The organism is Streptosporangium sp. NPDC048886 (genome assembly GCF_055586905.1).
Window position 1 is genome coordinate 93,363 of the sequence record NZ_JBVJHH010000033.1, and the last position, 25,092, is coordinate 118,454.

General features: G+C 71.9%; 22 protein-coding genes and 1 riboswitch. Of the genes, 6 read left to right on the forward strand and 16 right to left on the reverse strand.

Translation table 11 applies throughout. From position 1 onward, the window contains the following. Positions 1–179 precede the first annotated feature (179 nt). Positions 180–1,217: an acetylxylan esterase gene (locus tag ACZ6R6_RS33945; protein WP_470100327.1), complete on the forward strand. Its 1,038-nt coding sequence runs from the start codon at positions 180–182 to the stop codon at positions 1,215–1,217. A 38-nt stretch (positions 1,218–1,255) separates the two neighbouring features. Next, entirely contained in the window at positions 1,256–2,263 is a 1,008-nt protein-coding gene (locus ACZ6R6_RS33950; RefSeq protein WP_470100384.1) for a LacI family DNA-binding transcriptional regulator, read from the forward strand. Positions 2,264–3,038: 775 nt separating this feature from the next. Here ACZ6R6_RS33950 and ACZ6R6_RS33955 read toward each other — a convergent pair. Beyond that, entirely contained in the window at positions 3,039–3,746 is a 708-nt protein-coding gene (locus ACZ6R6_RS33955) for a lysophospholipid acyltransferase family protein (RefSeq protein WP_306857627.1), read from the reverse strand. 148 nt (positions 3,747–3,894) lie between these two features. Here ACZ6R6_RS33955 and ACZ6R6_RS33960 point away from each other — a divergent pair, with 148 nt between their 5' ends. Both ACZ6R6_RS33960 and ACZ6R6_RS33965 read left to right on the forward strand, forming a co-directional pair. After that, on the forward strand, positions 3,895–4,659 hold the full coding sequence (locus ACZ6R6_RS33960) for an alpha/beta hydrolase (RefSeq protein ID WP_470100329.1): 765 nt from the start codon (positions 3,895–3,897) through the stop codon (positions 4,657–4,659). Positions 4,660–4,725: 66 nt separating this feature from the next. Beyond that, positions 4,726–5,193 (forward strand): hypothetical protein, encoded by a 468-nt coding sequence (locus ACZ6R6_RS33965; protein WP_470100331.1) that lies wholly within the window; start codon positions 4,726–4,728, stop codon positions 5,191–5,193. 2 nt (positions 5,194–5,195) lie between these two features. Here the strand turns inward: ACZ6R6_RS33965 and ACZ6R6_RS33970 are convergent, their stop codons facing one another. The 7 genes from ACZ6R6_RS33970 to ACZ6R6_RS34000 form a co-directional block, all read right to left on the reverse strand. Continuing rightward, positions 5,196–6,326 carry a hypothetical protein gene (locus ACZ6R6_RS33970; protein ID WP_470100333.1) on the reverse strand — a complete coding sequence of 377 codons (1,131 nt, stop codon included), beginning with the start codon at positions 6,324–6,326 and terminating at the stop codon, positions 5,196–5,198. Positions 6,327–6,552: 226 nt separating this feature from the next. Continuing rightward, the gene (locus ACZ6R6_RS33975) at positions 6,553–7,335 is read right to left on the reverse strand and encodes an endonuclease/exonuclease/phosphatase family protein (protein WP_470100335.1); all 783 of its coding nucleotides are present in this window, start codon (positions 7,333–7,335) and stop codon (positions 6,553–6,555) included. Between the two features lie 363 nt (positions 7,336–7,698). Next, on the reverse strand, positions 7,699–8,643 hold the full coding sequence (locus ACZ6R6_RS33980) for an ROK family glucokinase (protein ID WP_470100337.1): 945 nt from the start codon (positions 8,641–8,643) through the stop codon (positions 7,699–7,701). Between the two features lie 45 nt (positions 8,644–8,688). Beyond that, positions 8,689–9,132: a hypothetical protein gene (locus tag ACZ6R6_RS33985; RefSeq protein ID WP_470100339.1), complete on the reverse strand. Its 444-nt coding sequence runs from the start codon at positions 9,130–9,132 to the stop codon at positions 8,689–8,691. Next, positions 9,125–10,294: an ArsA family ATPase gene (locus tag ACZ6R6_RS33990; protein WP_470100341.1), complete on the reverse strand. Its 1,170-nt coding sequence runs from the start codon at positions 10,292–10,294 to the stop codon at positions 9,125–9,127. Before ACZ6R6_RS33990 ends, ACZ6R6_RS33985 begins: the two co-directional genes overlap by 8 nt. A gap of 58 nt (positions 10,295–10,352) precedes the next feature. Next, positions 10,353–10,790 (reverse strand): SRPBCC family protein, encoded by a 438-nt coding sequence (locus ACZ6R6_RS33995; RefSeq protein ID WP_306857615.1) that lies wholly within the window; start codon positions 10,788–10,790, stop codon positions 10,353–10,355. A 43-nt stretch (positions 10,791–10,833) separates the two neighbouring features. Next, complete coding sequence (locus ACZ6R6_RS34000; RefSeq protein WP_470100343.1) at positions 10,834–11,601, reverse strand: metallophosphoesterase family protein; 768 nt, start codon at positions 11,599–11,601, stop codon at positions 10,834–10,836. 211 nt (positions 11,602–11,812) lie between these two features. Here ACZ6R6_RS34000 and ACZ6R6_RS34005 point away from each other — a divergent pair, with 211 nt between their 5' ends. Further along, positions 11,813–13,606: an AMP-dependent synthetase/ligase gene (locus tag ACZ6R6_RS34005; RefSeq protein ID WP_470100345.1), complete on the forward strand. Its 1,794-nt coding sequence runs from the start codon at positions 11,813–11,815 to the stop codon at positions 13,604–13,606. A gap of 135 nt (positions 13,607–13,741) precedes the next feature. Here the strand turns inward: ACZ6R6_RS34005 and ACZ6R6_RS34010 are convergent, their stop codons facing one another. The 8 genes from ACZ6R6_RS34010 to ACZ6R6_RS34045 form a co-directional block, all read right to left on the reverse strand. Continuing rightward, positions 13,742–14,863, reverse strand: a complete 1,122-nt coding sequence (locus ACZ6R6_RS34010; RefSeq protein ID WP_470100347.1) for a glycosyltransferase family 4 protein — start codon at positions 14,861–14,863, stop codon at positions 13,742–13,744. Continuing rightward, positions 14,860–16,137: a M48 family metallopeptidase gene (locus tag ACZ6R6_RS34015; protein WP_470100349.1), complete on the reverse strand. Its 1,278-nt coding sequence runs from the start codon at positions 16,135–16,137 to the stop codon at positions 14,860–14,862. The genes ACZ6R6_RS34010 and ACZ6R6_RS34015 overlap by 4 nt, the downstream gene beginning before the upstream one ends. Before the next feature lie 208 nt (positions 16,138–16,345). After that, positions 16,346–17,131 (reverse strand): hypothetical protein, encoded by a 786-nt coding sequence (locus ACZ6R6_RS34020; RefSeq protein ID WP_470100351.1) that lies wholly within the window; start codon positions 17,129–17,131, stop codon positions 16,346–16,348. 75 nt (positions 17,132–17,206) lie between these two features. After that, on the reverse strand, positions 17,207–17,662 hold the full coding sequence (locus ACZ6R6_RS34025; protein ID WP_470100353.1) for a C40 family peptidase: 456 nt from the start codon (positions 17,660–17,662) through the stop codon (positions 17,207–17,209). A 145-nt stretch (positions 17,663–17,807) separates the two neighbouring features. Continuing rightward, positions 17,808–17,966: riboswitch (cyclic di-AMP (ydaO/yuaA leader) on the reverse strand. Between the two features lie 1,126 nt (positions 17,967–19,092). Further along, positions 19,093–20,340: an esterase/lipase family protein gene (locus ACZ6R6_RS34030; protein ID WP_470100355.1), complete on the reverse strand. Its 1,248-nt coding sequence runs from the start codon at positions 20,338–20,340 to the stop codon at positions 19,093–19,095. Between the two features lie 364 nt (positions 20,341–20,704). Continuing rightward, positions 20,705–21,661, reverse strand: a complete 957-nt coding sequence (locus ACZ6R6_RS34035; protein ID WP_470100357.1) for a C40 family peptidase — start codon at positions 21,659–21,661, stop codon at positions 20,705–20,707. A 139-nt stretch (positions 21,662–21,800) separates the two neighbouring features. Further along, positions 21,801–22,415 carry a hypothetical protein gene (locus ACZ6R6_RS34040; protein WP_470100359.1) on the reverse strand — a complete coding sequence of 205 codons (615 nt, stop codon included), beginning with the start codon at positions 22,413–22,415 and terminating at the stop codon, positions 21,801–21,803. Positions 22,416–22,461: 46 nt separating this feature from the next. Then, positions 22,462–23,724 carry an NYN domain-containing protein gene (locus tag ACZ6R6_RS34045; RefSeq protein ID WP_470100361.1) on the reverse strand — a complete coding sequence of 421 codons (1,263 nt, stop codon included), beginning with the start codon at positions 23,722–23,724 and terminating at the stop codon, positions 22,462–22,464. Between the two features lie 240 nt (positions 23,725–23,964). Here ACZ6R6_RS34045 and ACZ6R6_RS34050 point away from each other — a divergent pair, with 240 nt between their 5' ends. Continuing rightward, a complete protein-coding gene (locus ACZ6R6_RS34050) occupies positions 23,965–25,083 on the forward strand; it encodes a phosphotransferase family protein (RefSeq protein WP_470100363.1) in 1,119 nt (372 codons plus the stop codon). Positions 25,084–25,092: the final 9 nt, after the last annotated feature.

Consider the following 25,092-nt stretch of genomic DNA (forward strand, 5'->3'; position numbering starts at 1 on the left):
CCCGGAACCCCCGCGACGGCCCCGCCGGCCACGGCGGGGCACCCGTCGGACGACCCTGGCTTATCACCCCAGAAATGGACACAATTACCAATGGTGTCGCGCACCGCCCGCCCGGGCCGCCCGGACGCCATCGACCCATCTCGGCCTCTCCGAGGAACGACTCACCGTCGGGAGATTTCTTGTTCGTCGACATGCCCCTCGAACAGCTCAGGAACTACCGCCCCGAGCGCCGGGAACCCGCCGGGTTCGACGCCTTCTGGGAGCGGACCCTGGCTGAGACGCGGCTGCATGACCTGGCCCCCGTCTTCGCCGAGGTGGAGACGGACCTGGCGCTGGTGCGCTGCTTCGACGTCCGCTACGCGGGCTTCGGCGGGCACGAGATCCGGGGCTGGCTGCTGGTCCCCGCCGCGACCGAGGGGCCGCTGCCGTGCGTGGTGCAGTACATCGGCTACAACGGCGGCCGGGGCGTGCCGCACGACTGGCTGACCTGGCCGGTGGCCGGGTGGGCGGTCCTCGTGATGGACTCCCGGGGGCAGGGCGGCGGCTGGCGCGCGGGCGAGACCGCCGACCCGGTCGGCGGCACCTGGGGCCAGGTCCACGGCAAGCTCACCCAGGGCGTGCTCGACCCCGACGACTACTACTACCGCCGCCTGTACGCCGACGGCGTCCGCGCCGTCGAGGCCGCCCGCGCCCACCCGCTGGTGGACCCCTCCCGCGTCGTGGTCTCGGGCGGCAGCCAGGGCGGCGCCCTGGCGATGGCCGTCAGCACCCTGGTCCCGGACCTGCTGTTCGCCTTCATCGACGTGCCGTTCATGTCCCACATCCGACGCGCCGCCGAGATCACCGACGAGGAGCCCTACGCCGAGATCGGCCGCTTCCTCAAGAACCACCGGCACCGCCTCGACCAGGTCTTCGCCACTCTCGACCACTTCGACGGCATGAACTTCGCCGCCCGCAACACCACCCCCGCCCTCTTCTCGGTGGGCCTGCGCGACGACGTCACCCCCGCCTCCACCGTCTTCGCCGCCTACAACCACCACGCGGGCCCCAAGGACATCCGCGTGTGGCACTTCAACGCCCACGAGGGCGGCGAATCCGCCCAGGTGGCCGAGCACCTCAAGGCCGCGCGGGACCTGCTGGCCGGCCTGTCGCCCGTCACCGGCGCGGACCCCCGGACGGAACCCGTGGCCGAGCCGTCCGGAGCGCTGACGCCATGATTGGCGCACCGGGGTTTGTTACGTTTTAATCGATGCTCATGGGTTCGGTGAGCATCAAGGATGTCGCGGCACGTGCCGGCGTCTCCCCCGGCACGGTGTCCAACGTGCTCAACCGGCCCGAGAAGGTCGCCGAATCCACGCGCGTGCGGGTGGAGGGGGCCATCCGCGAGCTCGCGTTCGTCCGTCACGGTTCGGCCTCCAGCCTGCGGGCCGGGCACAGCCGCACCATCGGCCTGTCGGTCATCGACATCGGCAACCCGTTCTTCACCGACGTGGCGGCGGGCGTGGAGGAGGGGGCCAGCGAGCGCGGATACGCGGTGATCCTGGGCAACTCCTCGGGCGACCGGCTCAAGGAGGAGCGCAACCTGCTGGTCTTCGCCGAGCAGCGGGTCCGGGGGGTGCTCATCACCCCGGCGGGGGCCAACCCCACCAGGCTCGACCAGCTCAGGGAGCACGGCATCAGCGTGGTGCTGGTGGACCACCCCGCCGAGCGGGCCGACCAGTGCTCCGTCACGGTCAACGACGTCACCGGCGGTGCCCTGGCGGTCTCCCACCTGCTGAGCGGCGGGGCCGGGCGGATCACCTACGTCACCGGGCCGCTCACGATCCGCCAGTGCCTCGACCGGCGGACCGGGGCCGAGCGGGCGCTGGCGACGGCGGGCCGCGACCCGGGAGAGGTGCTGGCGGAGATCGAGACGGACGCGATGAACGCCAGGGCGGGTCAGGCGGCGGCCGAGAAAATGATCTTCGAGGGGCGACTGCCGGACGCCGTGTTCTGCGCCAACGACCTGCTGGCCCTCGGCGTGCTGCGCGGGCTGCTCCAGGCGGGTGTCCGGGTGCCCGAGGACGTCGCGCTCATCGGCTACGACGACATCGACTTCGCCTCGGCCTCGGCGGTCTCGCTCAGCTCGATCCGGCAGCCGACCCACCGGCTGGGCCGGGTCGCCACCGAGCTGCTGCTCGACGAGTGCGACAACCCGGAGTCCCACGCGCACCAGCAGATCATGTTCCAGCCGGAGCTGGTCGTCCGCGAGTCGACCCGCTGACCCCTCACCGGGCATCCTCCGCCCGGGTCCGTCCCGGTGCCGCGTCCCGGCCTCCACGGCCGCCCGGCCATCTGACGGGGGACGCCGCCAGAGCCTGCGCCGGTAAGGGGCCGGAACTCCGTCGATGTCACGTCGGCCTTCCCGGATTCTCCTCGTTCGGCGGCGACCGGCCGAGTGGAGCCGTCCCGGCCGGTCATTCCCGGGCCGGTCTACGGACCACCAGGCAGAAGTGCCTTAAATCCAGCTAATACCTATTTGTTACCCATCTCCGCTTTAACTGTTTTATTAGCGCCGAAATCATCTGATACGGCGTTTCGCCATGAGCGCTTCCGGTCATTGACCGGCACAGCGGAAGCAGCCCTGAGCGAGGTGCGACGGCGCCCACCGGATTGAATACCGGCGATTCCACCTGAGCGCCGGTGAGCACCGCCCCGGCGCCGCTGATGCCCCCGGGGCTCGCCTGCTTCCTTCTACGTACGGCGGCATGGTCCGTTCGAAGAACGTCTTCGGCACGCTCTTCGTGAGCTCCGGCTCGATCAGTCTGGTGACCGTCCCGCGGCCCGCCTACGGGCTCGTCCTCGGCTACGACGACACCCTGGAGGTGGGGCGGCGCGCACGGCCTGGGCGGCATCGTGGGCACGCCGCCGATCGGGTTCCTCTCCCCCGGCATTGCCGGGACGGCCGGCCTGTTCTACGGCGGGAGCGGATCCGGAGACCTCCGTCCGGTCAGGCCCGACGGGACCGGGGACCGCCAACCGGACGGGCCCTGGAACCGTCAGCGGCGCCTGCCGGCCTCCTTGGCGGCGCGGGCGGCCTCGACCTTGGCGCTCGCGGCGTATTTGTCGACGTATTCCTGGCCGGACAGCTCCATCAGCGCGTACATGATCTCGTCGGTGACGGCGCGCAGGACGAGGCGGTCCTCCTCCATCCCGTAGTAGCGGGAGAAGTCGAGCGGCTTGCCGAACCTCACCCCCGGGCGGATGCCCAGCTTGGGCACGGGACGGCCGGGGGGCATCATCTCGAAGGTGTTGACCATCGCCCACGGGACGACCGGCACCCGCGCCTCCAGCGCCAGCCGGGCCACCCCGGTCTTGCCCTTGTAGAGGCGGCCGTCGTGGGAGCGGGTGCCCTCGGGGTAGATGGCGAGCACCTGGCCCTCGCTGAGGATGCGCTTGCCGGTGCGGAGCGCCGCCTCGCTGGCCTTGCCGCCCGAGCGGTCGATCGGGACGGTGCCCACGCCGCTGAAGAAGGCCCGGCTGAGGACGCCCTTGAGGCCACGGCCGGTGAAGTAGTCGGACTTGCCGAGAGAGATCACCTTGCGCGGCAGGAAGAGTGCCCCGAAGAAATGGTCGGCGAATGACAGGTGGTTGCCCGCCAGGATTACCGGACCCTCCTTGGGCACGTTCTTCACGCCCTCCGCCCACGGGCGGAAGACGAGATGGAGGAAGGGCCAGAGGATGGCCTTCACCACCCAGTAGAACACGTGAGGCTCCTTCGGTTGACAGGCGGGACCTGAAGTTATCTTCGCACCTCCGGCGCCGACCAACTACACCGCGAAACCACTCAAATCGACCTCTCGCAAAATACGCCCCACTCGTGCGACGATCGGGCGAACCTTACAAGGAGCTGCGATGCCAGTCATGCCCGGCGCGGAGCCGTACCACCATAAAGGTGGTCAGATCGGGGTCCTGCTCTGCCATGGATTCACCGGATCGCCCCAGTCGCTGCGCCCGTGGGGCGAACACCTGGCCGCGGCGGGCCTGACCGTGGCGCTGCCCCGGCTGCCCGGCCACGGCACCACCTGGCAGGAGATGAGCCGCACCCGCTGGGAAGACTGGTACGCCGAGCTGGACAGGACCCTGGCGGACCTGCGGGGCCGCTGCTCCGAGGTCTTCGTGATGGGCCTGTCGCTGGGCGGGTGCATGGCGCTGCGGCTGGCCCAGGTCCACGGGGCGGGGATCAGGGGACTGGTGATCGTCAACCCGTCGGTCGCCAACGACGTGCCGCTGCTCAGACTGGCGCCGCTGCTGCGGCTGGTGGTCCCGTCGGTGCCGGGCGTGGCGGGCGACATCAAGAAGGAGGGGGCGACCGAGCTAGGCTACACACGCACACCGGTCAGGGCCGCGGCCACCCTTCCCCGGCTGTGGGCGCTGACCCAGGCGGAGCTGGGCAAGGTCACCCAGCCGGTGCTGGTCTTCCACAGCCCGCAGGACCATGTGGTGAAACCGACCAGTGTGCGTATTCTGCGTGAGAGGCTGAGCGGGGGGAATCTTAATGTGGTGGAGCTCAACGACAGCTACCACGTCGCGACGCTCGACAATGACGCGGATCAGATCTTTACCGGGAGCCTGGAGTTCGTCCACGCGAACACCTCGGTACCCTTGCAGAGAGACTGATCACGGGTGGGGGATGCGCGGTTTCCAGGAGGAAGTGGCCGGCCGATGAGTAACGAGCCCAGCTAAGTGACACCTCAAAGCGATGAGGACGAGGTCTGGCGTCAGATCGTCGCGTCCTTCAACGACACCGCTGTACGCGACTCGGCCGACCAGCCGTGGCCCGACAGCGAGAACCTGCCCTCCGAGCCTCCCCGACGGGTGGTCAAGCAGTCGGACGAGGACAGGCCCCCGCCGGTCGAGGAGGACTTCTCCGACGCCGGCCCCGAGCAGACGGACCCCGACGACGAGGGTCACTACGTGCCCCCGCCGCCGCCCCCGCTGCCCAAGACGGACACCACCACCAAGATCGCTTGGCTGGCCCTTTTCGGTGGCCCGGCCTACCTGCTGCTCAGCGCCGCCCTGAACTGGAACCTGCAGGGCTGGATGCTGTTCACCGCGGTCGCGGCGTTCATCGGCGGCTTCGTGGCGCTGGTGGTGCGGATGGGCGACGGCCCGCCCAACGACTCCGGCTGGGACGACGGCGCGGTCATCTGACGCTACGGCTTGGCCCGCCCCGACGTGCCGAGCCGCTCGATCACGTCGGTGTAGCGGCCGCTGGCGTCGACCACGTGGCCCACGGTCAGCACCGTGCCGGTGCCCGGCAGGTAGGTCACCGACTGGAGCCTGACCGTCCGCTGGGCGACGGTGGCGGCGCCGCGCAGCGCCCTGACCGTGTGGCCGTCGTAGCGGAGCAGGAACGCCTCGCCGGGCTGCTCCAGGTCCACTCCGGAGATCCAGAAGTGGCCCTTGCCGTCGCCCGTCACGCCGTACAGGCGCACGTCGCCGTCGGGCGGGGTCACCTGGGACCACTTCTTGCCGTTCCAGGACAGGATCAGCGGACGGGCCCTGCCGGAGTCGTCGTAGACGCCGCCGACGGCCAGCGCCCGCTTCGACCCGTCGAGGTGGATGTCGCGCAGGTAGCCGCCGGGGATGTCCGGGATCTGGTAGGGCTTCCAGCGCCCGCCGGACAGCCTCGTGATCAGCGGCCTGCCGCCGGTGTCGCCCACCGCCCACCCCTCGCTCTTGCCGGCCAGGGCCACGCCGTACAGCGTGCCCTTCCCCTTGAGCTGGGTGATCTTCCATTTGCCGCTGCCGCCGCCGCTGACGACGAGCGGCTGCCTGTCGCGGCGGCCGACCGCGACCATCCGGTCCGGGGCGGCCGCCACCCCGCCCAGCCAGTCGCCCACGCGCATGCTGTCGACGGTGACCCGGTCGAAGCCCGTCCCGTCGCCCCTGGCCAGGTAGGGGAGGCTGTCGTGGCCCTCGCCGACGGCCCACAGCTCGGTCGGGGAGGCTGCCGCGACCGAGCGCAGCAGCGCCGCCCCGGTGGGGTCGTTGCGGATGCCGACCTCGGTCCAACTCGCGCCGTCCCAGTGGGTGATCGCGCCGCGGCTCTGCCAGATGTCCCAGACGCTCTGCTGGCCCACCGCCCAGACGCTGGTGGCCGAGGCCCCGGCCACGTCCGACAGCGACCCGTCGCTGCTCAGCCGCGCGCTGGTCGGCGTCTGCCACGCCTCCACCGCGGGCGGGCTGACAGGCTCGGCGTGGGCGGCGGGCAGGCGCGAGGACAGCAGGAGCAGGCCTCCCACGCACAGCGCCAGCGCACGCCGCGGAAGGCGACGGGTCATGTTCAAATGGTAAGGGCCACGATCGGCCGGCGTATGCCGCTCCCCCAGGTTGCCGTCCCGGCGGAGCACCCGGCCGGACGCCGGCACGGTCGCAGACCCCACCCCACCGGGACACTCCAGACGCTCCAGGCGCCCCGCGTCCTCGTGCCCGCCGGCCACCCGGGACACCCCAGGCGCCCCCGCCCACGCGACGGCCGCCAGGACGCTCGCCCCCGTGCCGACCTGCCTACCGATCGCCGGGAGGCTCCGGGCGCTCCGCCTCCTCGCGCGCGCTGCTCCGGCCGTGGACGCGCTCCGGGTGCTCGCCGTCCCGGGGGAGCGGGCCGCCCAGTTCGGCGACCACCGGCAGATGGTCGGTGGCCGCCGCCAGATCGGCCGGGTCGGCCTCGGCCCCGCCGCAGGAGAGGACCGGGAGCCCGGCCACCGCGAAGATCGCGTCGATGCGGTGTCTGGGCCCCCGGGCGGGGAAGGTGAAGCCGTCACCGCGCGGCGAGACCGGGTAGCAGTCGGTCAGGTGCCCGGCCAGATGCCGCCAGGCCGGACCCTCGGAGTGCTCGTTGATGTCCCCGGCGAGCAGCGGCAGCGCGCCGAACCGGTCGGCGGCGGCCCGCAGCAGGGCCAGCGCCTCCCCCGCGTGGTGCAGCCGGGCGCCCTCGTGGAGGTCGAGGTGGACGGAGCCGACGGCCACCCGCTGTCCTCCGGCCTCCACCACGGCGATCGCGATCGCCCGCCGCTCCAGGCCGAAGAAGGGCTTCAGCAGGTGCCCCTCGCCGTGCAGCAGCCGCACGCCCGGGCCGACCAGCACGGCCACCCCGCCCGGACGGCGGCCCGCCGCCACGGTGAGCCCACCGGAGGCTGCCAGCCGCCTGCGCCGGCGGCGCCAGCACAGGAACCGGGGAGCCTCCTGCACGCAGAGCACGTCGGCGTGGAGCGCGGTGATCACCCGCCCCAGCGCGGCGACGTCGTCTTTCATGGAGCGCACGTTGTAGCTGGCGACTCTGAGCACCACGGCTGCCTCACCCGACAAAACGCCATGAAACGCGATGAACCTGCCGTGAGCGTAACCGCGCGGACCCCGGCGTACCAGGGCCCCCACCACGACTCCAGCCTCCGGCGCGTGAGAGCACCGCCTCACCGCCTCCGGCGCAGAGGGCGGCACCTCCACCGCCTCCGGCGCAGGGGCCAGCACCTCAACACCTTCAGCGCGCGGAAGCACCGCCTCACCGCCTCCGGCGCGCGGAAGCAGCACCTCCACCGCTTCCGGCGCGCGGAAGCACCGCCTCAACGCCTCCGGCGGGATCCGCCACGCCTCCCGGTGCTCCGGTGCGCGCATGACCCCACCTCGACGTCCTCCGGCGCCCGGAGCAGCGCCTCAGCGGCTCCGGGCGAGGTCCGCCGCGCCGACCAGGCCCGCCGACGCGCCCAGCTCGGCCAGGCGGATGTCGGCCACGGGCCGGTGCCCCCGGCCGGTCAGGTTGCGGGCGTAGGCCTCGCGGACCTGGTCGATCCAGAGGTCGGCGGCGCGCGAGACGCCGCCGCCCAGGATGAAGCACCCGGGGTCGAGGATGGCGGCGAGATCGTTCAGGCCCTGGGCCAGCCAGTCGGCCATCGTGGAGAAGGCGGCCAGCGCGGCCGGGTCTCCCTGCCTGGCCGCCTCGGTGACCTCCTGGCCCTCGATGTGCCCGGGAGTGCCGCCGGCGATCTCCAGCAGTCTGGCGGCGCGCGCCGGGTCGGCCTCGGCGATCGCCTTGGCCTCGGCGACCAGGGCGTTGCCGCTGGCGTACTGCTCCCAGCAGCCGAGGTTGCCGCACCCGCACAGGCGCCCCTCGGGGACCACCTGCATGTGACCGAGCTCGGCGCCCATGCCCCAGCGGCCCCGGTAGAGCGAGCCGTCGAAGATCATCCCGCCGCCGATGCCGGTGCCGATGGTCACGCAGACCAGGTGGCTCTCACCGCGCCCGGCGCCGAACTTGGCCTCGCCCCAGGCCATCGCGTTGGCGTCGTTCTCCACCACGACGGGCAGGCCGACGAGGTCGGAGACCTTCTTCTGCAGCGGCTCCTCGCGCCAGGCCAGGTTGGGCGCGAAGTGCACGATGGACCGGGTCTCGTCGACGAACCCGGCGGCGCCGAGACCCACGGCCTCGATCTCCCTGCCCTTGGACAGCTCCCGGACGGCCTCGGCGATCGTCTCGGCGACCTTTTCGGGGTTGGTGGCCGGGGTGGGCCGCAGAAGATGCTCGACGATCCGGCCGTCCTCGTCCACGACGCCCGCCGCGACCTTGGTCCCGCCGATGTCAACGCCGATGGTCAGCGCCATTGTCCACCCTTTTCCCCTGGGTCCGCCCCAGGTCTCCCCCTGGGCTCACCCCAGGTCGATGTGCTCCACGGGGGTCTCTTCCCTGCCGCGCTCCCGCGCCCGCTGCCCGGGCGTGGGCTTGTTGAGTCCGTCGACGGCCGACTTGAACGCGGCGAACAGCTCGCTGCCGGCCTGCATCAGGTGGTCGGCGACCGCTCCGCCGGACTCGCGCTGGGCGGCCATGGCCCGGCAGACGGGGCAGGCCCGGCAGATGTATTCGTCATGCTCGGAGACCGCCTCCTCCCATACGTCCCGGCCGCCGCCACGGCCGGTGCCGCTGGAGAAAGCGCTGCCGAACCCGGTCATCGTGCCCTTGATCAGGTTTTTGCGCAGCTCCCTGGCCGCTCTCTGCTGGAGCGTGTCGAAGAGCTTGAACGCCTCTTCGGCCGCGCTGCCCAACGGGTCTCTGTCGCTGCCGGGCTTGTCGGTCTTTTCGGTCTTCTCAGTCATCAGGCCCTCCCGTCTGGAACCGTACCCGGAGAAGGCCGTCACGGAGCACGGCCTCTCGCACGGGCCTGCGGGCCAGGGCGGCGGGCAGGGCCAGGACCCGGCGGTAGGGGCCCGCGTCGACGATCAGCTCGTCGCCCTTGCGGGCCAGGTCCACCTCGCCCTTCTCGGCGAGCGGCAGGGCCAGGATCAGCTCGCCCTCGGGGGTGATCCGCAGCGGCGGGTCCACGGTGGGCGGGGCGAAGGGGTCGCCCTGGCCGTACATGGCCTCGGCGACCTGGGCGAGGGCGGCGGCGCCGACGGGCTCGGCGTCCAGGTAGGGCACGGTGTGGATGGGCAGCGGGGCGAAGGACTGCTCGACGTCGGCCAGGTGCCTGGCCTGGGCCTCCACCCACCGCCGCCGCCACGGGTCGGCGCCCTCGGCCGGGAAGACCCGGTTGGCGATCACCGCGTCGACGCGGTAGCCGTACAGGCTGAGGGAGGTGAGCGTACGGCGGGCCTCGGCCAGCACGACGGCCTCGGGGGTGAGCACCAGCCGGACGCTGGCGTCGGGACCGGTGAGCAGCTCGCGGACCTCCAGCAGGCCCCGGTGGAGGCGCTCCCCCGCGCCGACCACGTGGTCCTCGGGCACGCTGACCTGCGCCACCCGGCGGATCAGCGGGGAGAGGGTGCGCAGCAGCCGCCGGCCGACCGGCAGCAGCCGGTTGACGTGCCAGTCGAGGGCCTCGGGCAGGGCGAGCAGCCGGAGCGTCTCGGCGGTGGGCGCGCAGTCGACGACGATGACGTCCCAGCGGCCACTGCGGGCCTGCTCGCGCAGCTCCAGCAGGGCGATGACCTCGTCGGCGCCCGGCAGGACCGTGATCTCCTCGGCGGTGACCTCGTCCAGGCCCAGCTCGGCGAACAGGCCCCGGGTGTAGTCGCGCAGCTCGCCCCACTGACGCTCCAGCGCCTGCTGGGTGTCGACCTGGTGCAGGTAGAGGCCGGGCGAGACCTCGGTGGGCCCGTCGCCGGCGCTCGCGCCGAGCGCGTCGGCGAGCGAGTGCGCGGTGTCGGTGGAGACCACCAGCGTCTTGTGCCCCGACCGGGCCGCGAGCGTGGCGGTGGCGGCCGCGGCGGTCGTCTTGCCGACGCCGCCCTTGCCGGTGAACAGCAGGACCCTGCTCACACGCCCTCCCCGCCGGCCGGCGCGGCCCCGGCCCGGCGGGAGCGTCCGCCCGGCTCCCTCACGAGGCCTCGACGCGCTTCTTCAGCCCCTTCAGGGCGGTGTCGATGATGACCTTCTCCGCCTTCCGCTTGATCATGCCGATCATCGGGACCTTGAGGTCCACGGCGAGTTCGTACGTCACCTCGGTGCCACTGCCCCCGTCGGTCAGGCGGTAACTCCCGGTGAGCCCGGAGACCATCTTCCCCGCCTCGGCGATGTTCCAGCCGACGGAGTCCTCGCCGTGCCAGGTGTAGGCCAGGGTGTATTCGTCGCTGATCACGCCGGCGTCCAGGACGAACCGGACCGTCGCCGGGCGTCCGTCCTCGTCGGTGGACAGGACCCGCGCGGACTTCACCTGACCCGCCCACTCCGGGTATGAGGCGAAGTCGGCGATCACCGTCATGATGGGCGATCGGCCGGCGCCGATCATGATGCTCGAAGTGGTGCGATCAGCCATGGGGTTACCGTACTCGTTCATCGTTCCCAGGCGAACGTCTGGCTCACCACTCCAGCACGAAAGGGACTCCCCTGCCGCGGAAGTGGCCGACGTTGAGGCACTCGGTCCTGCCGATGCGCGTGCGGGCGGCCAGGGGCTGGTGCACGTGGCCGAACAGGGCGTAACGCGGCTGGGTCCGCTTGATCGCCTCCAGCGTGGCCTCGCTGCCCCGCTCGAAGCGCCGGGCGACCACGTCGTAGAGCAGCTCGGGGACGGCCGGCGGGATGTGGCAGCACAGCACGTCCACCTCTCCCACGGCCTCGACCTTGCGCGCGAACTCCTCGTCGTCGATCTCGTTCGGCGTCCGGTACGGCGTGCGCAGCCCGCCCCCGACGAAACCGAAGCGGAGCCCGCCGATCTCCACGGTCTGCCCGTCGAGCACGTGGTGGCCATCCCTGAGGTATTCGGGCCAGTAGCGCGGCAGGTCCACGTTGCCGTGGGTGAGATAGGCCGGGGTCGGCATGGCGGCGAAGATCTCGCGGTACTGCCGGCGGACGGAGCGCTCGATGTGGTCGCGGGGGTCGCCGTCCAGCGACGCCCACAGCTCCGCCGACATCGCCCGCGCCTCGTCGAACCGCTTGGCCGTGCGCAGCGCGATGAACCGGGTGGCCTTCTCCCGCCCGAACAGCTCGGGGAAGATGCCCTGGGAGTGGTCGTCGTAGTCGATGAACAGGATCAGGTCGCCCAGGCAGACGAGCGCGTCGGCGCCCTCCCCCGCACGCGCCAGGGCGTCGGCCTTCCCGTGCACATCGCTGACGACATGAACCCGCATGCCGGACATCCTAACCAACCGTTAAATACGGACATAAGTAACAACTCAGATGCGACATCGGTGGCGGAAGGTCAGCTCGGGGGGGCCGCAAGACGAGGCTGATACCGTGAAATCGCCCCCGGCAACGCCTGGGTAACGGATCTACCCGCGCGTAACTTATCGCGATAACTTCCAGGCAGCCCATCGATCCGTGCGTCTTCAGGAGTGACCCGTGCGCGAGTACAGCGTCCCCGTACTGGTGGATGTCCCCGCCTCCGCCAACCTGACCGACACGGTGTTCCAGCGCGCCGAGCGGGAGCCGGGCACCGTCTGCCTGCGCCGCAAGGTCGGCGACGCCTGGGTCGCCGTCACCGCCGGGGAGTTCCGCGACCAGGTCGCCGCGGTCGCTAAGGGGCTGATCGCGGCCGGGATCGAGCCCGGTGACCGGATCGCCCTGATGTCACGCACCCGCTACGAGTGGACCGTGATCGACTACGCGATCTGGGCCGCCGGCGCGGTCAGCGTGCCGATCTACGAGACCTCCTCCGCCGACCAGGTCAGGTGGATCGTCGCCAACAGCGGGGCGGAGGCCGCCTTCGTGGAGCTGGAGTCACACGAGGAGACCCTCCGCGAGGCGCTGACCGAGCTGCCCGGCTTCAAGCACCTGTGGCGCATCGACGACGGCGCGCTCGACGGGCTGGGCGCCGACGGCGCCGAGGTCTCCGACGAGACGCTGACCGGGCGCAGGACCGGCCGCGGCGTCGCCGACCTGGCCACCATCGTCTACACCTCGGGCACCACCGGCCGGCCCAAGGGCTGCGCCCTGTCCCACGACAACCTGCTGTTCACCGCCAGGAACGTGGCGGCGGGCCCGCTGGACCAGCTGTTCACCGTGGACGGCCGGGCGGCGCTGCTGTTCCTGCCGCTCGCGCACGTCTTCGCCCGCATGATCCAGGTCGTGCTGGTCGAGACGGGCACAGTGCTCGCGCACACCCCCAACATGAAGAACGTCGCCCCCGACCTGCAGGGCTTCCGGCCGACGTTCCTGCTGGGCGTGCCCCGGGTGTTCGAGAAGGTCTACAACGGCGCCGAGCAGAAGGCCGCGGGCGACGGCAAGGGCAAGATCTTCCACGCCGCCGCCGCCACCGCCATCGCCTGGAGCCGGGCGCAGTCGGCGGGCGGGCCCGGCCTCGGCCTCAAGGTCAAACACGCCCTGTTCGACAAGCTGGTGTACGGCAAGCTCCGCGCGGCCACCGGAGGCAGGCTGTCGGCCGCGGTGTCCGGCGGCTCGGCCCTGGGCGAGCGGCTGGCCCACTTCTTCCGCGGCGTGGGCATCGAGGTCTTCGAGGGCTGGGGCCTGACCGAGACCTCCGCCCCCTCGGCGGTCAACATGCCGGGCGCCAACAAGATCGGCACTGTCGGCAAGCCGTTCCCCGGCGTCACGATCGGCATCGGCGACGACGGTGAGGTGCTGGTGAAGGGCCGTCACATCTTCGGCGGCTACTGGGAGGACGAGAAGGCCACCGCCGAGGTGATCGACGCCGACGGCTGGTTCCACACCGGCGACGTCGGCGAGCTCGACAAGGACGGATACCTGCGCATCACGGGCCGCAAGAAGGAGATCCTCGTCACCGCCGCGGGCAAGAACGTCGCCCCCGCGCCGATGGAGGACCTCATCCGGGCCCACCCGCTGATCAGCCAGGCGATGGTGGTCGGCGACGACCGCCCGTACGTCGCGGCGATCATCACCCTCGACCCCGAGGCCCTGGAGCAGTGGAAGGCGGCCAACGGCAGGGCCGGGGCCGGCCTCGCCGACCTCAGCGCCGACCCGGCGATCCTGGCCGAGGTGCAGACGGCGGTCGACCGGGCCAACCGATCGGTCTCCAAGGCCGAGCAGATCAAGAGGTTCGCGGTGCTCGACAGCGACATCAGCGAGGAGAGCGGCCACCTCACCCCGACCCTCAAGGTCAAGCGCAACATCGTGATGCGCGACTTCGCCAAGCACATCGACTCCCTGTACAACTGACGCTCTCCCCGTACGGCTGACGCTCCCCTGTACGGCTGACGCTCTCCGTACGGCTGACGCCGCGCCGCCGGTCCGCTCCGGCGTGCGCGGCGGACGCCTGAGCGGCCTCCGCCCGGCCGCCCCGGACCGGCCCGTCTAGGAGGGCGGCGATCCGAGCAGCCGGGCGAAGCGGGCGGCGACGAGGTCCCAGTCCCACTCGCGCGCGACCCACTCGCGGCCGCGCTCCCCCATCGCCCGGGCCCGCACCGGATCTTCGAGCAGGCCGATGAGGGCCTCGGCCACCTCCGCCGGGGAGGTCCCGTCCACGACCAGGCCGGTCTCCCCCCGCAGCACCGCGTCGGGGGCCCCGCCCGACGAGCCGGCCACCACCGGCAGCCCGCTGGCGGAGGCCTCCAGGTAGACGATGCCGAGCCCTTCCACGTCGATGCCGCCCAGCCGGGTACGGCACGGCATGGCGAACACGTCGCCGGCGGCGAGGTGGGCGGGCAGCGACGCCGCCGACACCGGCCCGGTGATCCTGACCGAGCCGCCCATCGGCCGGGCCAGCCGCTCCAGGGTCCTGCGGTACGGCCCGCCGCCGACGAGCAGCAGCACGCCGTCCGGCACCGCCCGCAGCACCTGGGGCCAGGCCCGCAGCAGGACGTCCTGTCCCTTGCGCGGCACCAGCCGCGACAGACAGACCACGACCGGCCGCTCCCCCAGCCCCAGTGCCGCGCGCACCTGTCCCCCGCCGGCGTCCGGCCGGAACACCCCGGTGTCGACGCCGGGCGCGAGCCGTACCAGCCTGCCGTCGGGGATCACCCGGGCCAGCCGCTGCCGGGTGTAGTCGCCCAGGTAGGTGACCACGTCGGCGTGGCCGCCGATCCTGGCCAGCAGGCGGCGGGCGAGCGGGACCTGGGCCCAGGAGGCCTCGTGGCCGTGGGTGACCATGACGACGCGGTCCACTCCGGCGGCGCGCATCCTGGGCGCCAGCAGGCCCAGCGGGGCCGCCGCCCCGAACACCACGGTGTCGCACTTGAACTCGGCGACCAGCTCCGCGGCCCGGCGGGCGACCCCGCGCGTGGGCAGCATCAGCGAGGTGGGGTGCCGCACGACCGGATACGGCTGGCGCGCGTCGAACGCCTCGCAGCCGGGCCAGCGCGGGGCGTAGACGGTCACCGAGTCCGGCGGGAGGCAGGCGGCCAGGCCGTGCACGAACGACTGGATGCCGCCGGCTCTGGGCGGGAAGTCGTTGGTGACGATCAGCGCACGGTTCACGGCTCCTGCATGCCGTTCAGCAGGGCCCAGGAACGCGCCATGGCGATGCGCTGCGGCGCGGTGGGATGTGAGACGTAGAGCACGTATTCGACGCCGTCCGGCGACAGGTCCGAGATGTTGGTGACCGACAGCCGCTTCTGCATGGACACGAACACCGCCGGGTCCCTGGTCAGGTCCAGCGCGTGCGCGTCGGCGCGGGCCTCGATGTGCCTGCTGACCAGGTTCTGCGCCGGCCCGGACAGGACCGTGGCCAGGCTCAGCAGCCCCACGAGCAGGCCGGCCGCCCTCGGGTCGGCCACCGAGGCGATCCCGGTGCGCCGCCGTACCGGCTCCCAGGACGTCACCAGGTAGAGCAGGCACGCCCCGCAGGCCGCGCCCAGGCCGCCGACGAGCGTGCCGTACAGCACGTCACCGGCCTTGGCGTGGCCCAGCTCGTGCGCGACCACCAGCTCGACCTCGTCCGCGGGGGCCCGCAGCAGCGTGTCGTAGACCACGATCCTGCGGGTCGCGCCGAACCCGGAGACGTAGGCGTTGAGCGCGGTGGTCCGCCGGGAGGCGTCGGCGACGAGGACGTCCTCGACGGGCACGCCGTCACGGTCGGCCATGGCGAGCAGGTCGTCGCGGAGCTGGCCGGCGGGCATCGGCGTGAAGTCGTTGAAGACCGGCTCGATCAGCACCGGGTAGGTGAAGGAGGCGGCCACGGTCAGCACGAACGCGCCGACGGCCGCGGGGATCCACCAGCGCCGGTAGCGGCGCGCCAGCGCCACCACCGCGAGCACCATGATCGCGCTCAGCCCGGCCTGGATGCCGATGTTCTTGAGCCGGTCGGCCGTCCAGTCCGGCCAGTGCTGGGTGGACAGGCCGAACTCGCGCAGGTAGGTCTCCGACCACATGCCCAGCGGCCAGCGCAGGATCTGCGTCGCCGCCGACAGCGCGAGGACGCCGAGCAGCACCCGCAGCCACCACGGCCCCCGCAGCCGGCCCAGCAGCCGCGCGCCCAGCGGGGTGGCCACCAGGAGCCCGGCCACCACCAGGGTCAGGCCCAGCGACAGGTAGACGGGCGCGCCGAGCACGGCGTCGAAGGCCTCGGAGCGGGCGATCTGCTCGGGGGTGAAGTCCCGGGCCGGGTCCGGGGCGACGGGCGGGGCCGCGGCGGGCAGGGCCCGCCAGGGCGTGGTCAGCGCCACGATCGCCAGCGTGGCCACGCCGAGGGCGGCCAGCGCCCACCCGGCCGCCCGGACCCCCGGGCGCGCCTCCGTCACGACCGTCGTCATCGCAGCCCTCCCCGCGGGGCCGGGCGGCCCGTCGCGTCCTCCGCGGCCGGCGCCGCTACGTGGACCGGGCGGCCCGTCGCGGCCGGTACCTCTCTGCGCACCGGGCGGCCCGTCTCCGTCGGCGCCGCTCCGCGACACGGGCGGCCCGTCGCGGCCGGCGCGGCCGGGGCGCGCCGGCGGCCGGAGGGCGTGTCCGTCGTGGTCCGCGTCATGCCAGTTCCCTCCGGAGGTGGTCACGCCAGGCGGCGGTGAGCTCCGCCCGCGACAGGCCCAGTGCGCTGCCGACATCGCTACCGTAGAGCCTCACCAGCGCCTTCTCGCCGAAGCGCTCCGCGATGTAGCGGCAGGCGAGCCAGGCCTCCTCGTAGGACTGCGCCAGCCGCGGCGCGCCGGGGGCGAAGTCGGCGGCCTCCGGCAGCCGCGCGGGCAGGGTGCCCGCGCGCACCTCCTCGGCCAGCTCCGCGGCGGCCTCGCGGACCCCGATCCCGGCGTCGCGGTATCCCACGTAGTCGGCGAACCCCTCCGACAGCCACGCCGGCACCCGGCCGCCCCGGGTCGCGCCGGTGGCCACGTGCGTGAGCTCGTGGGCGATCACCACGTCCCGGCCGACCTCGCTGAGCTCCGCGTAGCCCGACGGCAGGACGATCACCCGGTCGGCGGTGGCCATCGCGGCCAGGCCGCCGGTGCTCCCGGCGCCGGCGAGCGCCGCCGCCTCGGCGTCGGTGGCGGGAAAGAGGATCACCGGCCGGACCGGCCCCCAGATCCGCCCGACGGCGCGGCCGGCGCGGTCGGCCCGCGACGCCAGGTCGCGGAGGTCGGCCGGGGGGACGTGGTGACCGATCACGACGGAGTGCTCGCCGCGGACCACGGTGGCGGAGCCGGGCCAGGGGTCGCGCGTCCGCTGCGGGGGCGGTCCCGCTCCGGCGGTCAGGCCGGCGCCCATCAGCGCCAGCATCCCGGTCAGCACGGCGCGGCGCCCTCTCGGGGCGGACATATGAGTCGATGCTACTCGACGGACATGGAGCGGCCCCGTCCATCCACCGGGGATGGGCGGGGCCGATTCTCTCCGTCAGCCGCCGGGGCGGACCGCTCCGGCGAAGGAGGACTTGTAGTACCCCTTCAACCGCACGGTCCGGACCGTCTTGCCGCTGCTCGGCGAGTGGACCATCTTGCCCTTGCCGACATACATGCCCACGTGGCCCTTGCCGTAGAAGAACAGCAGGTCACCGGGGCGCAGGCTGCGCCACGAGACCTTCTTCCTGACGGCGCGGTACTGGCTGTGCGTGATCCGGGGGAGGGAGACGCCGGCCTTGCGCCACGCGTACTGGACGAGCCCGGAGCAGTCGAACGCGCCGGGACCGGAGGCTCCCCACCGGTACGGATCGCCGATCTGCCTCGTGGCCGCCGAGACGGCCTTGGCCGCCTTCGCCTTCTGTCGTGCGACCTTGCTCGTGCCGGCCTTCCCGGTCTTGCCCGTCCCGGCCTTGGCGGCCTTCGCGGTGCTTTTGACCTGGATGGCATGCACGTTGTCCGTCTCCGCCTGTGCCGCCGCGGAGCCCAGCGCGACCGCTCCGGAGGAGGCGGTCAGGGTGAGTGCGACACCGCCGAGGGAAAGGCGGGCAAGGCGCGACAGACGAGGGTTACGCAGGGTGGTAGACAGGATTTCTCCTTGGGACTTCCACTGATGCCTACCGGGTTAGCTGACGGATTCGGGCGGGGAAGTCGCCCTACGGCATGACATATGCCGATTCACCCCTGGCCATACCTTGAGGGCCCTTGGGTCCCCGGTTCCATGCCTCCTGGCTGCACGGATTCGGCAGGCCGCCGCGAGTGGGGTCCGACCCCTCAGGGGAGCGGCGGCCAGTTGGATTCTTTAGCGGAATGCCGGCTTCCGGGCAGGCATCCGTCGCGGTGACATGGCGTGCCACCGCGACGCCAGAAGGTACTCCGATCCCCAAATTTCAGCAAAGCAATGCAAAGGAAATGTAGATCAATAAGCACTGCCCGGAGTTCCGTAATCCCTGCGTGATAGGCGGTTCCATTATTCCGATATGACTCTCGTCACATTCTCCTGAGCATCATGTGAAGATCGTCTTTTCTGTAACATTAGTCACACTTATTGCGATCTTCGATCCCGCGGCGGAGCGAGCTGCAGGCGCGCCGGGCCGGTCCCCGCGGTGATCGCCGCCAGGCGCCCGCCGGGGCCGGTGACGTTCCTGGTGATCTCGCCACTCCGGACGTCCTCCACGATCCAGGAGGGCCGCTCGCCCCCGGAACCGTAGTGACGCCCTTCTCCCGGCCGTGGCCCCAGCCGCCGGCTGGCAGCTCGACCTTGTTCTCGGAAGTACCGAACCGGGCTTCCTCCCGGGCGTGGTGCGTGTTCCCGAAAGCCAGGACCGTCTCCGATTCCGAGACCAGGGCCTCCGGGGAAGTCGGCTGGCCTACGCCGACGGGGTACGGCCGGAATACGGCGGAAACGAGCCGCCCTCTCCTGAAGGAGCAGGTCGGGGAGCGGGCCGAGAGCAAGGGCTTCGGCGATGGGCCGGCCGGGGCGTGCGCGGTGATCCAGGCGCCGAAGCGCTCCAGATGCCGGGAGATCTTGGCGGTGAGCTCCGCCGAGCGGGCCCCGCGCACGGCCAGATCGAGGTGGCGCTCTGTCCACACGGGGAGGCTGTCGTCCCCCTTGGGAAGCCTGACCACCTTTCGTGAAGTGATTTGCGTGATCCTGCCCGGCGGGCAGGGACGCCGAGCTGGGGGTGGATGACGGCATGCCGCCGGGTTGCTTCACGGAAGGGCTGTTCCCTGAAGCGAATCGGCTGTGTTGCGCGGTCCTCCCTCCCGCACGGGGCGGAAGGAGGACCGCTGTCGGTGTTGCCGCCTACCAGTCGTTCTCCCCGGTGTTCAGCCGCACCCGGGCAGGGGTGCGGGACCGTCATGGTGGCAGTGGGTGTGCCTTCAGTCGGGCAGGCGGTCGAGGAGCCAGGTGGCGGCCTCTTCGGTGATCTCGGTGTGGCCGTTGTTGGTGCTATTGCACAAGAAGTCGTCGAGGTCGCTGTTGTCCGGGGGCAGCGCGTCGATGTCGGTGTACAGGTCGGCTTGGGTGATGTCACGGATGGAGACGGCGCTGATCGACGGGACGAAGCAGTGCCCGGGGATCGGGTTGTCGACGCCCAGGCCGAGACCGGTGGTTTCGGCGATGGCGTTGAGTGCGTCGGCGAGGATCTTGAAGCCCGGCAGGGTGCCGCCGGGGGCGCCGCCGACGGGCGGGACGCCCGGGGCCTGGACCTCGGCGACGTTGGGGGTCAGGACGCGGAGCTTGGCGACGAGGGTGTCGGGTTCGAGGGGCTGGGTGCGTAGTTCGGTGCCGTCGATGAGGTCACCGGTGCCGAGCAGCGCGCTCTCACCGGCTTCGATGCCGTTGCCCGCTCCGGTTCCGGTCCCGTCGGCGACGGCGAGCAGACGCGGAATACGCGGCCAGCCGCCGACGGACTCCAATTTCTGGAGGAACTGGGTGCGCAGCGGGTCGACGCCGGGCACGCCGTTCCAGTCGGGCAGGTGCCAGACCAGCAGCTGGCGGGCGGCCGGGCTGTTGAACTGGTCGGAGAAGCGGGAGTCGTAGGCCTTGATGTAGTGCGCGAACGCCTGGAGCGAGATCGGCACGTAGGCGCCGCGGTGCGGGGTGTCCCAGGAGAAATACACGCCGACCTGGTGGTCGATGCGCTGCAACTCCATCTGGGCGAGGGCATAGCGGGTGACCAGGCCGCCCATGCTGAACCCGCCGGCCAGCAGCCGGGTGCTGCCGAGCCGCTCGGCGACGGCGCGGTGGATCGCCGCGGTGGCAGTCTGTGCGTTGTCGAGGATGGAGGCGCCGCGGTCGTCGTAGCCGATGATGACGACGTCGCGGCCGCGGCGGCGCAGCTCGCTGATCAGCGGGAAGGCGCGCCGTTCCAGACCGTCGTAGAGCTCGTCGATGTCGCTGGGCCCGGCCCCGAAGCCGTCGGCCAGGAGCACCGGCCGCGTCAGGCCGGGATTCCTGTCGCCGTAGTACACCCACGCGGTCCCGCCGGGCAGCGGCCAGCGGTCGCTCCACGGCTCGGCGGGCGGGGCGGTGGTGGCGGCCTCGGCCCTGGAGCTGGCGCTGGAGGACAAGAGGATCGGCGATGCGGCGCTCAGGGCGCTCACGAGCTGTTTTTTGTTGATCACACCCGGATAGTTACCTTGCGGGACACCATGAGTACCTAAAGTGACGCTTCTTTCTTGATGGTCCGCATCGCGGCGCGTCCCAAGCAGTCAAGCGGGACCGGGACGACGTCGACCTGCGCCTGTGCGCGACGGCTGTCGCCGCACTCTGGCATCGGCGCCAGGACTGGTGGCCGGTCTGACGGCCGGCGTCCATGAAGTGGCCGGCGCGGCAGGCGCGCCGCCGTCCCGGGCGGCCGCGCAGGACGTCGACGCCCCGCTGAACGCGGACGCCTCTCCCGATAACCGCGGCGAGAGGCGTCCGGCGGACCTGAGGCAGGGCCGTACGCCAGGCCCGGAGCGGCCGGCCGCTCCAAACGCCCGGCGGTCAGGGGCGGACGGCCCCGACCAGGCGGCGGCCGTAGGCCGACAGGGGGACGACCTTGACGACGTCTCCGGTCTGCGGGGCGTGGACGATCCGGCCGTTGCCGGCGTAGAGGCTCACGTGGCCCAGGCCCTCGCTGAAGATGAGGTCTCCGGCCTGGAGCTCGCTCAGTGAGACCTTGCGGCTCGCGCCCCAGCTCCACTGCTCCCAGGTCGTCCGGGGGAGGCTGACGCCGCCGCTGCGCCAGGACGCCTGGACGAGGCCGGAGCAGTCCCAGCCGCCCGGACCCGTGCCTCCGTACTGGTACGGCTTGCCGACCTGGGCGAAGGCGAAGTCCAGGGCGGCCCGGGCGTTGCCCGAGGCCGGGCCGTTGTACTGGATCCCGGTGCTGTTGGGGTTGCCGGACTTGAAGGTGCCGAGCTCGCGCAGCAGTTTGGTCTGGGCCCTGACCATCTTCTCGACCTTGGCCTTCTCCGCGGCCAGCTCGTCGCGTGTCGCGTCGGCCTCGCCGAGGGCGGTCTTGGCCTTGTCGCGGTTGTCGCGCAGCGCCTTGTTGGCCTCGTCGAAGGCCTCCAGGGACCGGGCGCGGGCGGCGGACATCTGCTCGGCCCTGGCCAGGCCGCCCAGCAGCAGCCCGGGGTCGGGCTGGCTCATCAGGCCCTGCCAGCCGGTCACACCGGCGAGCTGGTAGCTGCTGACGGCCATCGTGACCAGCTCCTGGCGGAGCCCGGCGACCTTGGCGTTCTGGCGCGCGAGATCGGTGTTGAGCGTCTCGTACTTCTTGCGGGCCTTCTTCAGCTTCTCGCCGGCCTGGTTGTACTTCTCGACGACCTTGTCGGCCTGCTCGTTGAGCTTGTCCAGCTTCTTCTTGGCCTGAGCGACCGTCGGTTTCGGCTCGGCGAGAGCCCCGCCGACCGGCAGCAGGAGCAGCGCGAGGGCCAGCCCTGCGGCCATCGGCATCCGCCTGAATCCAACCGGCATACCTGCCACGGCCACAGTGCCGCCTCCCCAAGTGCAAAGACCTGGGCGGAATAGTACAGAACTAGTAAGGGTCAGCTCACCTTTTTGGCCGATTTGCTCGCTTAACCGCAGGTGGCGGTCAAACGCAGGCCGCGATCCCGCAGATCTTCGCGGTCATCTTGGTGGCGTCCCGCAACTGGTCGGCCCAGTCGCGCTTGACCGGCTTGGCGTACTCCCCGGCCCAGAGGTAGACCAGGACGGCGCCGCCCTTGCGGACGACCACGCTCCGGTCCCCGCCGACGCCGACCTTCCCGCCGTAGTAGACCTGCCCGGAGACCTTCAGGGCGTCGTCGCCGAGCCCGGCCACGGCGGTGGAGACGTATCGGTAGCTGGAGCCGCTGTCGGCCCGGGACCGGCACGCGGACAGGGCCGCGCGCACCTGGGCCATGGCCTGCTCCGCGGCCGCCCTGGAGCCGTACAGGACCACCTGCTCGACCTTCATGAAATCCGGGACACCGGTGAACGTCACCGTCCGCGCGGCGACCCGTCCCGCCTTGCCCGGGGCGCCCTTGCCGCACGGATCCAGCGCGAGCCGCGCCTTCGGCGAGTCGCTGACCTTCCAGTTGGTCTCGGGGTCGTTGTCCTTCTGGGCCGCGGCCTTCTCGTAGAGCAGGAAGCCCCTGGGGATGCCGGGGGCGGCGGCGGCCGTGCCCGCCAGGAGAGCGGCGCATACCAGCGCGATGGTCATCTTCATCGGATCAACCTCCAGTGTGATCCGACGCACCATACGGCCTAAAGGTTCAGCCGCGCCCCAGACGGCGCAGGAGCAGGCCCGACGGGACCGGCCGCGCGCCCATCCGGCGGACCGACTCGGCCACCTCGCGGTCGGAGGAGACCACCGCGACGGCCCGGCCGGCGGGCTCGGCGCGGACCAGCTGGCGGATCAGGTCGTCGGCGATCTGACCGGGCGCGCTGAACATCACCCGGACCCCCCGGGGGGCCGAGACCGGGACCGGGCCGTTCAGCTCGGCGCCGTCGAAGACGCAGGTCAGCTCGGTGCGCGTCTGCGCATAGAGCGCCCCGAGGCCGGTGAGCAGGCGGTTGCGCTGGTCGGCGAGGGTGAGCGTGCCGTAGCCGGTCTTGGTCACGTTGTAGCCGTCCACGATCAGGTGGATCTGCGGCAGGGCGAGCAGTTGGTCGAGCAGGACCGGGTCGTCGTCGGCGAGCGCCCTGGCGGGCACCGCCTGGACCCCCTGCCGGCCGGGCGCGACCGAGACCACCGAGTCGGCGGGCCTGTTGATGCTGGAGGGCAGGGCGAGCTCCCTGCGCAGCCCCGCGGCGGCGTCTTGAAGCGCGTCGAGCAGCATGCGGACCTTGGTGTCCTCCACGCTCCGGCCCTCGCGGGCGGCCCGGCGGGTGGCCTCCAGCTGCCGTTCGGCGTCGGCCAGGCGCTCGCGGAGACGGCGCAGCTCGCTCTCCCCCGCGCTGCCCGCCGACGCGGCGGCGGCCTTGATCTCCTGCGCGGCCTCCTCCACCTGGGCGGCCCGCGCGTCGGCCGCCTTGGCCCGCTCCCGGGCGTCGTGCAGCTTGCGGCGCAGGTCGGAGATCTCCGAACGGGCCGCCTTGAGCTGCTCGCGCAGCCGGTCGGACTCCTCCTTGGCCGAGCTCTTCTGCGCGGCGAGCTGCTCGCGCAGCCGGTTGAGGGTCTGCTCCTGCGCCGATCCCTCGGCCGCGGCGGCCGACTGCTCCAGGTCCGCGCGGGCGACCTCCACCATCTCCGCCCACCCGGGAGGCCGGGTGAGGTAGGCGGCGGCGGCGACCAGGACGGGTTCGGCGGCCGGCGGCACGACGCCCTCGGCGAGACTCGCGACCAGCTCGGGCCAGCCGGTGCCCAGCGCCTCGGCGACCAGCTCCCGGAACTCCTTGTCGCTCTCCAGCTGGGCGGCGATCGGCGCGCCGCCTAGTTTGGCGCGTTTGCGAGGGTCGAACCTGGCGATTCCCCTGAGCGGCAGGGGCACGGCGGACGAGGGCATCGACCCCAGGATCTGGGATGCCAGCTCCACCACATGTAAGCGAACCTGCTCGGGTAACGGACGAGACAGGCCCTCTCCGGCTGAACTCATCACGGCCCCTACTCGGATTGGTCTTCACGTCAAGGGTACGGCTACCGCACCCTGACCCGGACATGACCAGAAATCCGGTTTGTGTTCACCGGACAGGTGAACGGTGGGTGGACAAGCGCTTGATCACCGGTATACGACTGTGCCCAGCGACTTGTGACGCACGCCACCAGGGAGAGCGCGATGGACGGACGGCCTGGCCAGGACGGGCGGATGCGCACCTCCACCCGCGACCTCGGCGAGCTGCGAGGACGGGTGCGCTCCTGGCTCACCGGCCGCCTGGGCCACCCCGTCACGGTGTCCCGGCTGTCGCAGCCCTCGGGCAACGGCATGTCCAGCGAGACCCTGCTCTTCGACGTCTCCTGGGACTGCGCCGAAGGCAGGCGGGAGGTCGAGTGCGTCGCCCGGATGGCCCCGGCGAGCGAGGCCGTTCCGGTCTTCCCGAGCTACGACCTCGGCAGGCAGTTCGAGATCATGCGGATGGTCAGGGAACGCGCCGGGGTGCCCGCCCCGCGCACCCTCTGGTTCGAGCCGGATCCGGGGCCGGTGGGCACGCCGTTCTTCGTGATGGAGCGGCTCGCCGGCGACGTGCCGCCGGACGTGATGCCCTACACCTTCGAGGGCTGGCTGCTCGACGCCTCCCAGGCCGACCGGGACCGGCTCCAGCGGCAGAGCGTCGAGATCCTGGCCAGGCTGCACGACGCCCCGTTCACCGCCGAGGAGCTCCGGCGGGTGGAGCCCCGGCGGACCGGCCGGCCGGCGCTGCGCGAGCACGTCGACGGCCAGCGGGCCTACTACGAGTGGGCGCACGGCCGGATGCCGATCCCGGTGCTGGAGCGGGCGTTCGCCTGGCTGGCGGAGCACTGGCCGGCCGACCCCGGGCCCGCCGTGCTGAACTGGGGTGACGCCCGCATCGGGAACGTGGTGTATCAGGACTTCACCCCGGTGGGAGTGCTGGACTGGGAGATGGCCGCCATCGCCCCCCGCGAGCTGGACATCGCCTGGATGATCTTCCTGCACCGGTTCTTCCAGGACGTCGCCCAGGGCTTCGGACTGCCCGGACTGCCGGATTTCATGCGGCGGGAGGACGTCTGCCGGACATACGAGGAGATCACCGGCTACACGCCCCGGGACATGGAGTTCTACGAGATGTACGCCGCACTCCGGCACGGCGTCATCATGGCCCGCGTCTGGCAGCGGCGGATCCACTTCGGCGAGCAGGCCATGCCGGAGGACCCCGACGACCTGGTCATGCACCGGGCCACGATCGAGCGGATGCTGGACGGAAGCCACTGGGACTGACCCGCCCGC

What these genes read in the sequence shown, in the direction of transcription:
- ACZ6R6_RS33950 (WP_470100384.1), top strand. Translation starts at nt 1,256, where the DNA reads ATGGGTTCGGTGAGCATCAAGGATGTCGCGGCACGTGCCGGCGTCTCC.
- ACZ6R6_RS33960 (WP_470100329.1), top strand. Translation starts at nt 3,895, where the DNA reads ATGCCAGTCATGCCCGGCGCGGAGCCGTACCACCATAAAGGTGGTCAG.
- ACZ6R6_RS33970 (WP_470100333.1), bottom strand. Translation starts at nt 6,326, where the DNA reads ATGACCCGTCGCCTTCCGCGGCGTGCGCTGGCGCTGTGCGTGGGAGGC.
- ACZ6R6_RS33980 (WP_470100337.1), bottom strand. Translation starts at nt 8,643, where the DNA reads ATGGCGCTGACCATCGGCGTTGACATCGGCGGGACCAAGGTCGCGGCG.
- ACZ6R6_RS33985 (WP_470100339.1), bottom strand. Translation starts at nt 9,132, where the DNA reads ATGACTGAGAAGACCGAAAAGACCGACAAGCCCGGCAGCGACAGAGAC.
- ACZ6R6_RS33995 (WP_306857615.1), bottom strand. Translation starts at nt 10,790, where the DNA reads ATGGCTGATCGCACCACTTCGAGCATCATGATCGGCGCCGGCCGATCG.
- ACZ6R6_RS34000 (WP_470100343.1), bottom strand. Translation starts at nt 11,601, where the DNA reads ATGCGGGTTCATGTCGTCAGCGATGTGCACGGGAAGGCCGACGCCCTG.
- ACZ6R6_RS34015 (WP_470100349.1), bottom strand. Translation starts at nt 16,137, where the DNA reads ATGACGACGGTCGTGACGGAGGCGCGCCCGGGGGTCCGGGCGGCCGGG.
- ACZ6R6_RS34020 (WP_470100351.1), bottom strand. Translation starts at nt 17,131, where the DNA reads ATGTCCGCCCCGAGAGGGCGCCGCGCCGTGCTGACCGGGATGCTGGCG.
- ACZ6R6_RS34035 (WP_470100357.1), bottom strand. Translation starts at nt 21,661, where the DNA reads ATGCCGATGGCCGCAGGGCTGGCCCTCGCGCTGCTCCTGCTGCCGGTC.
- ACZ6R6_RS34040 (WP_470100359.1), bottom strand. Translation starts at nt 22,415, where the DNA reads ATGAAGATGACCATCGCGCTGGTATGCGCCGCTCTCCTGGCGGGCACG.
- ACZ6R6_RS34050 (WP_470100363.1), top strand. Translation starts at nt 23,965, where the DNA reads ATGGACGGACGGCCTGGCCAGGACGGGCGGATGCGCACCTCCACCCGC.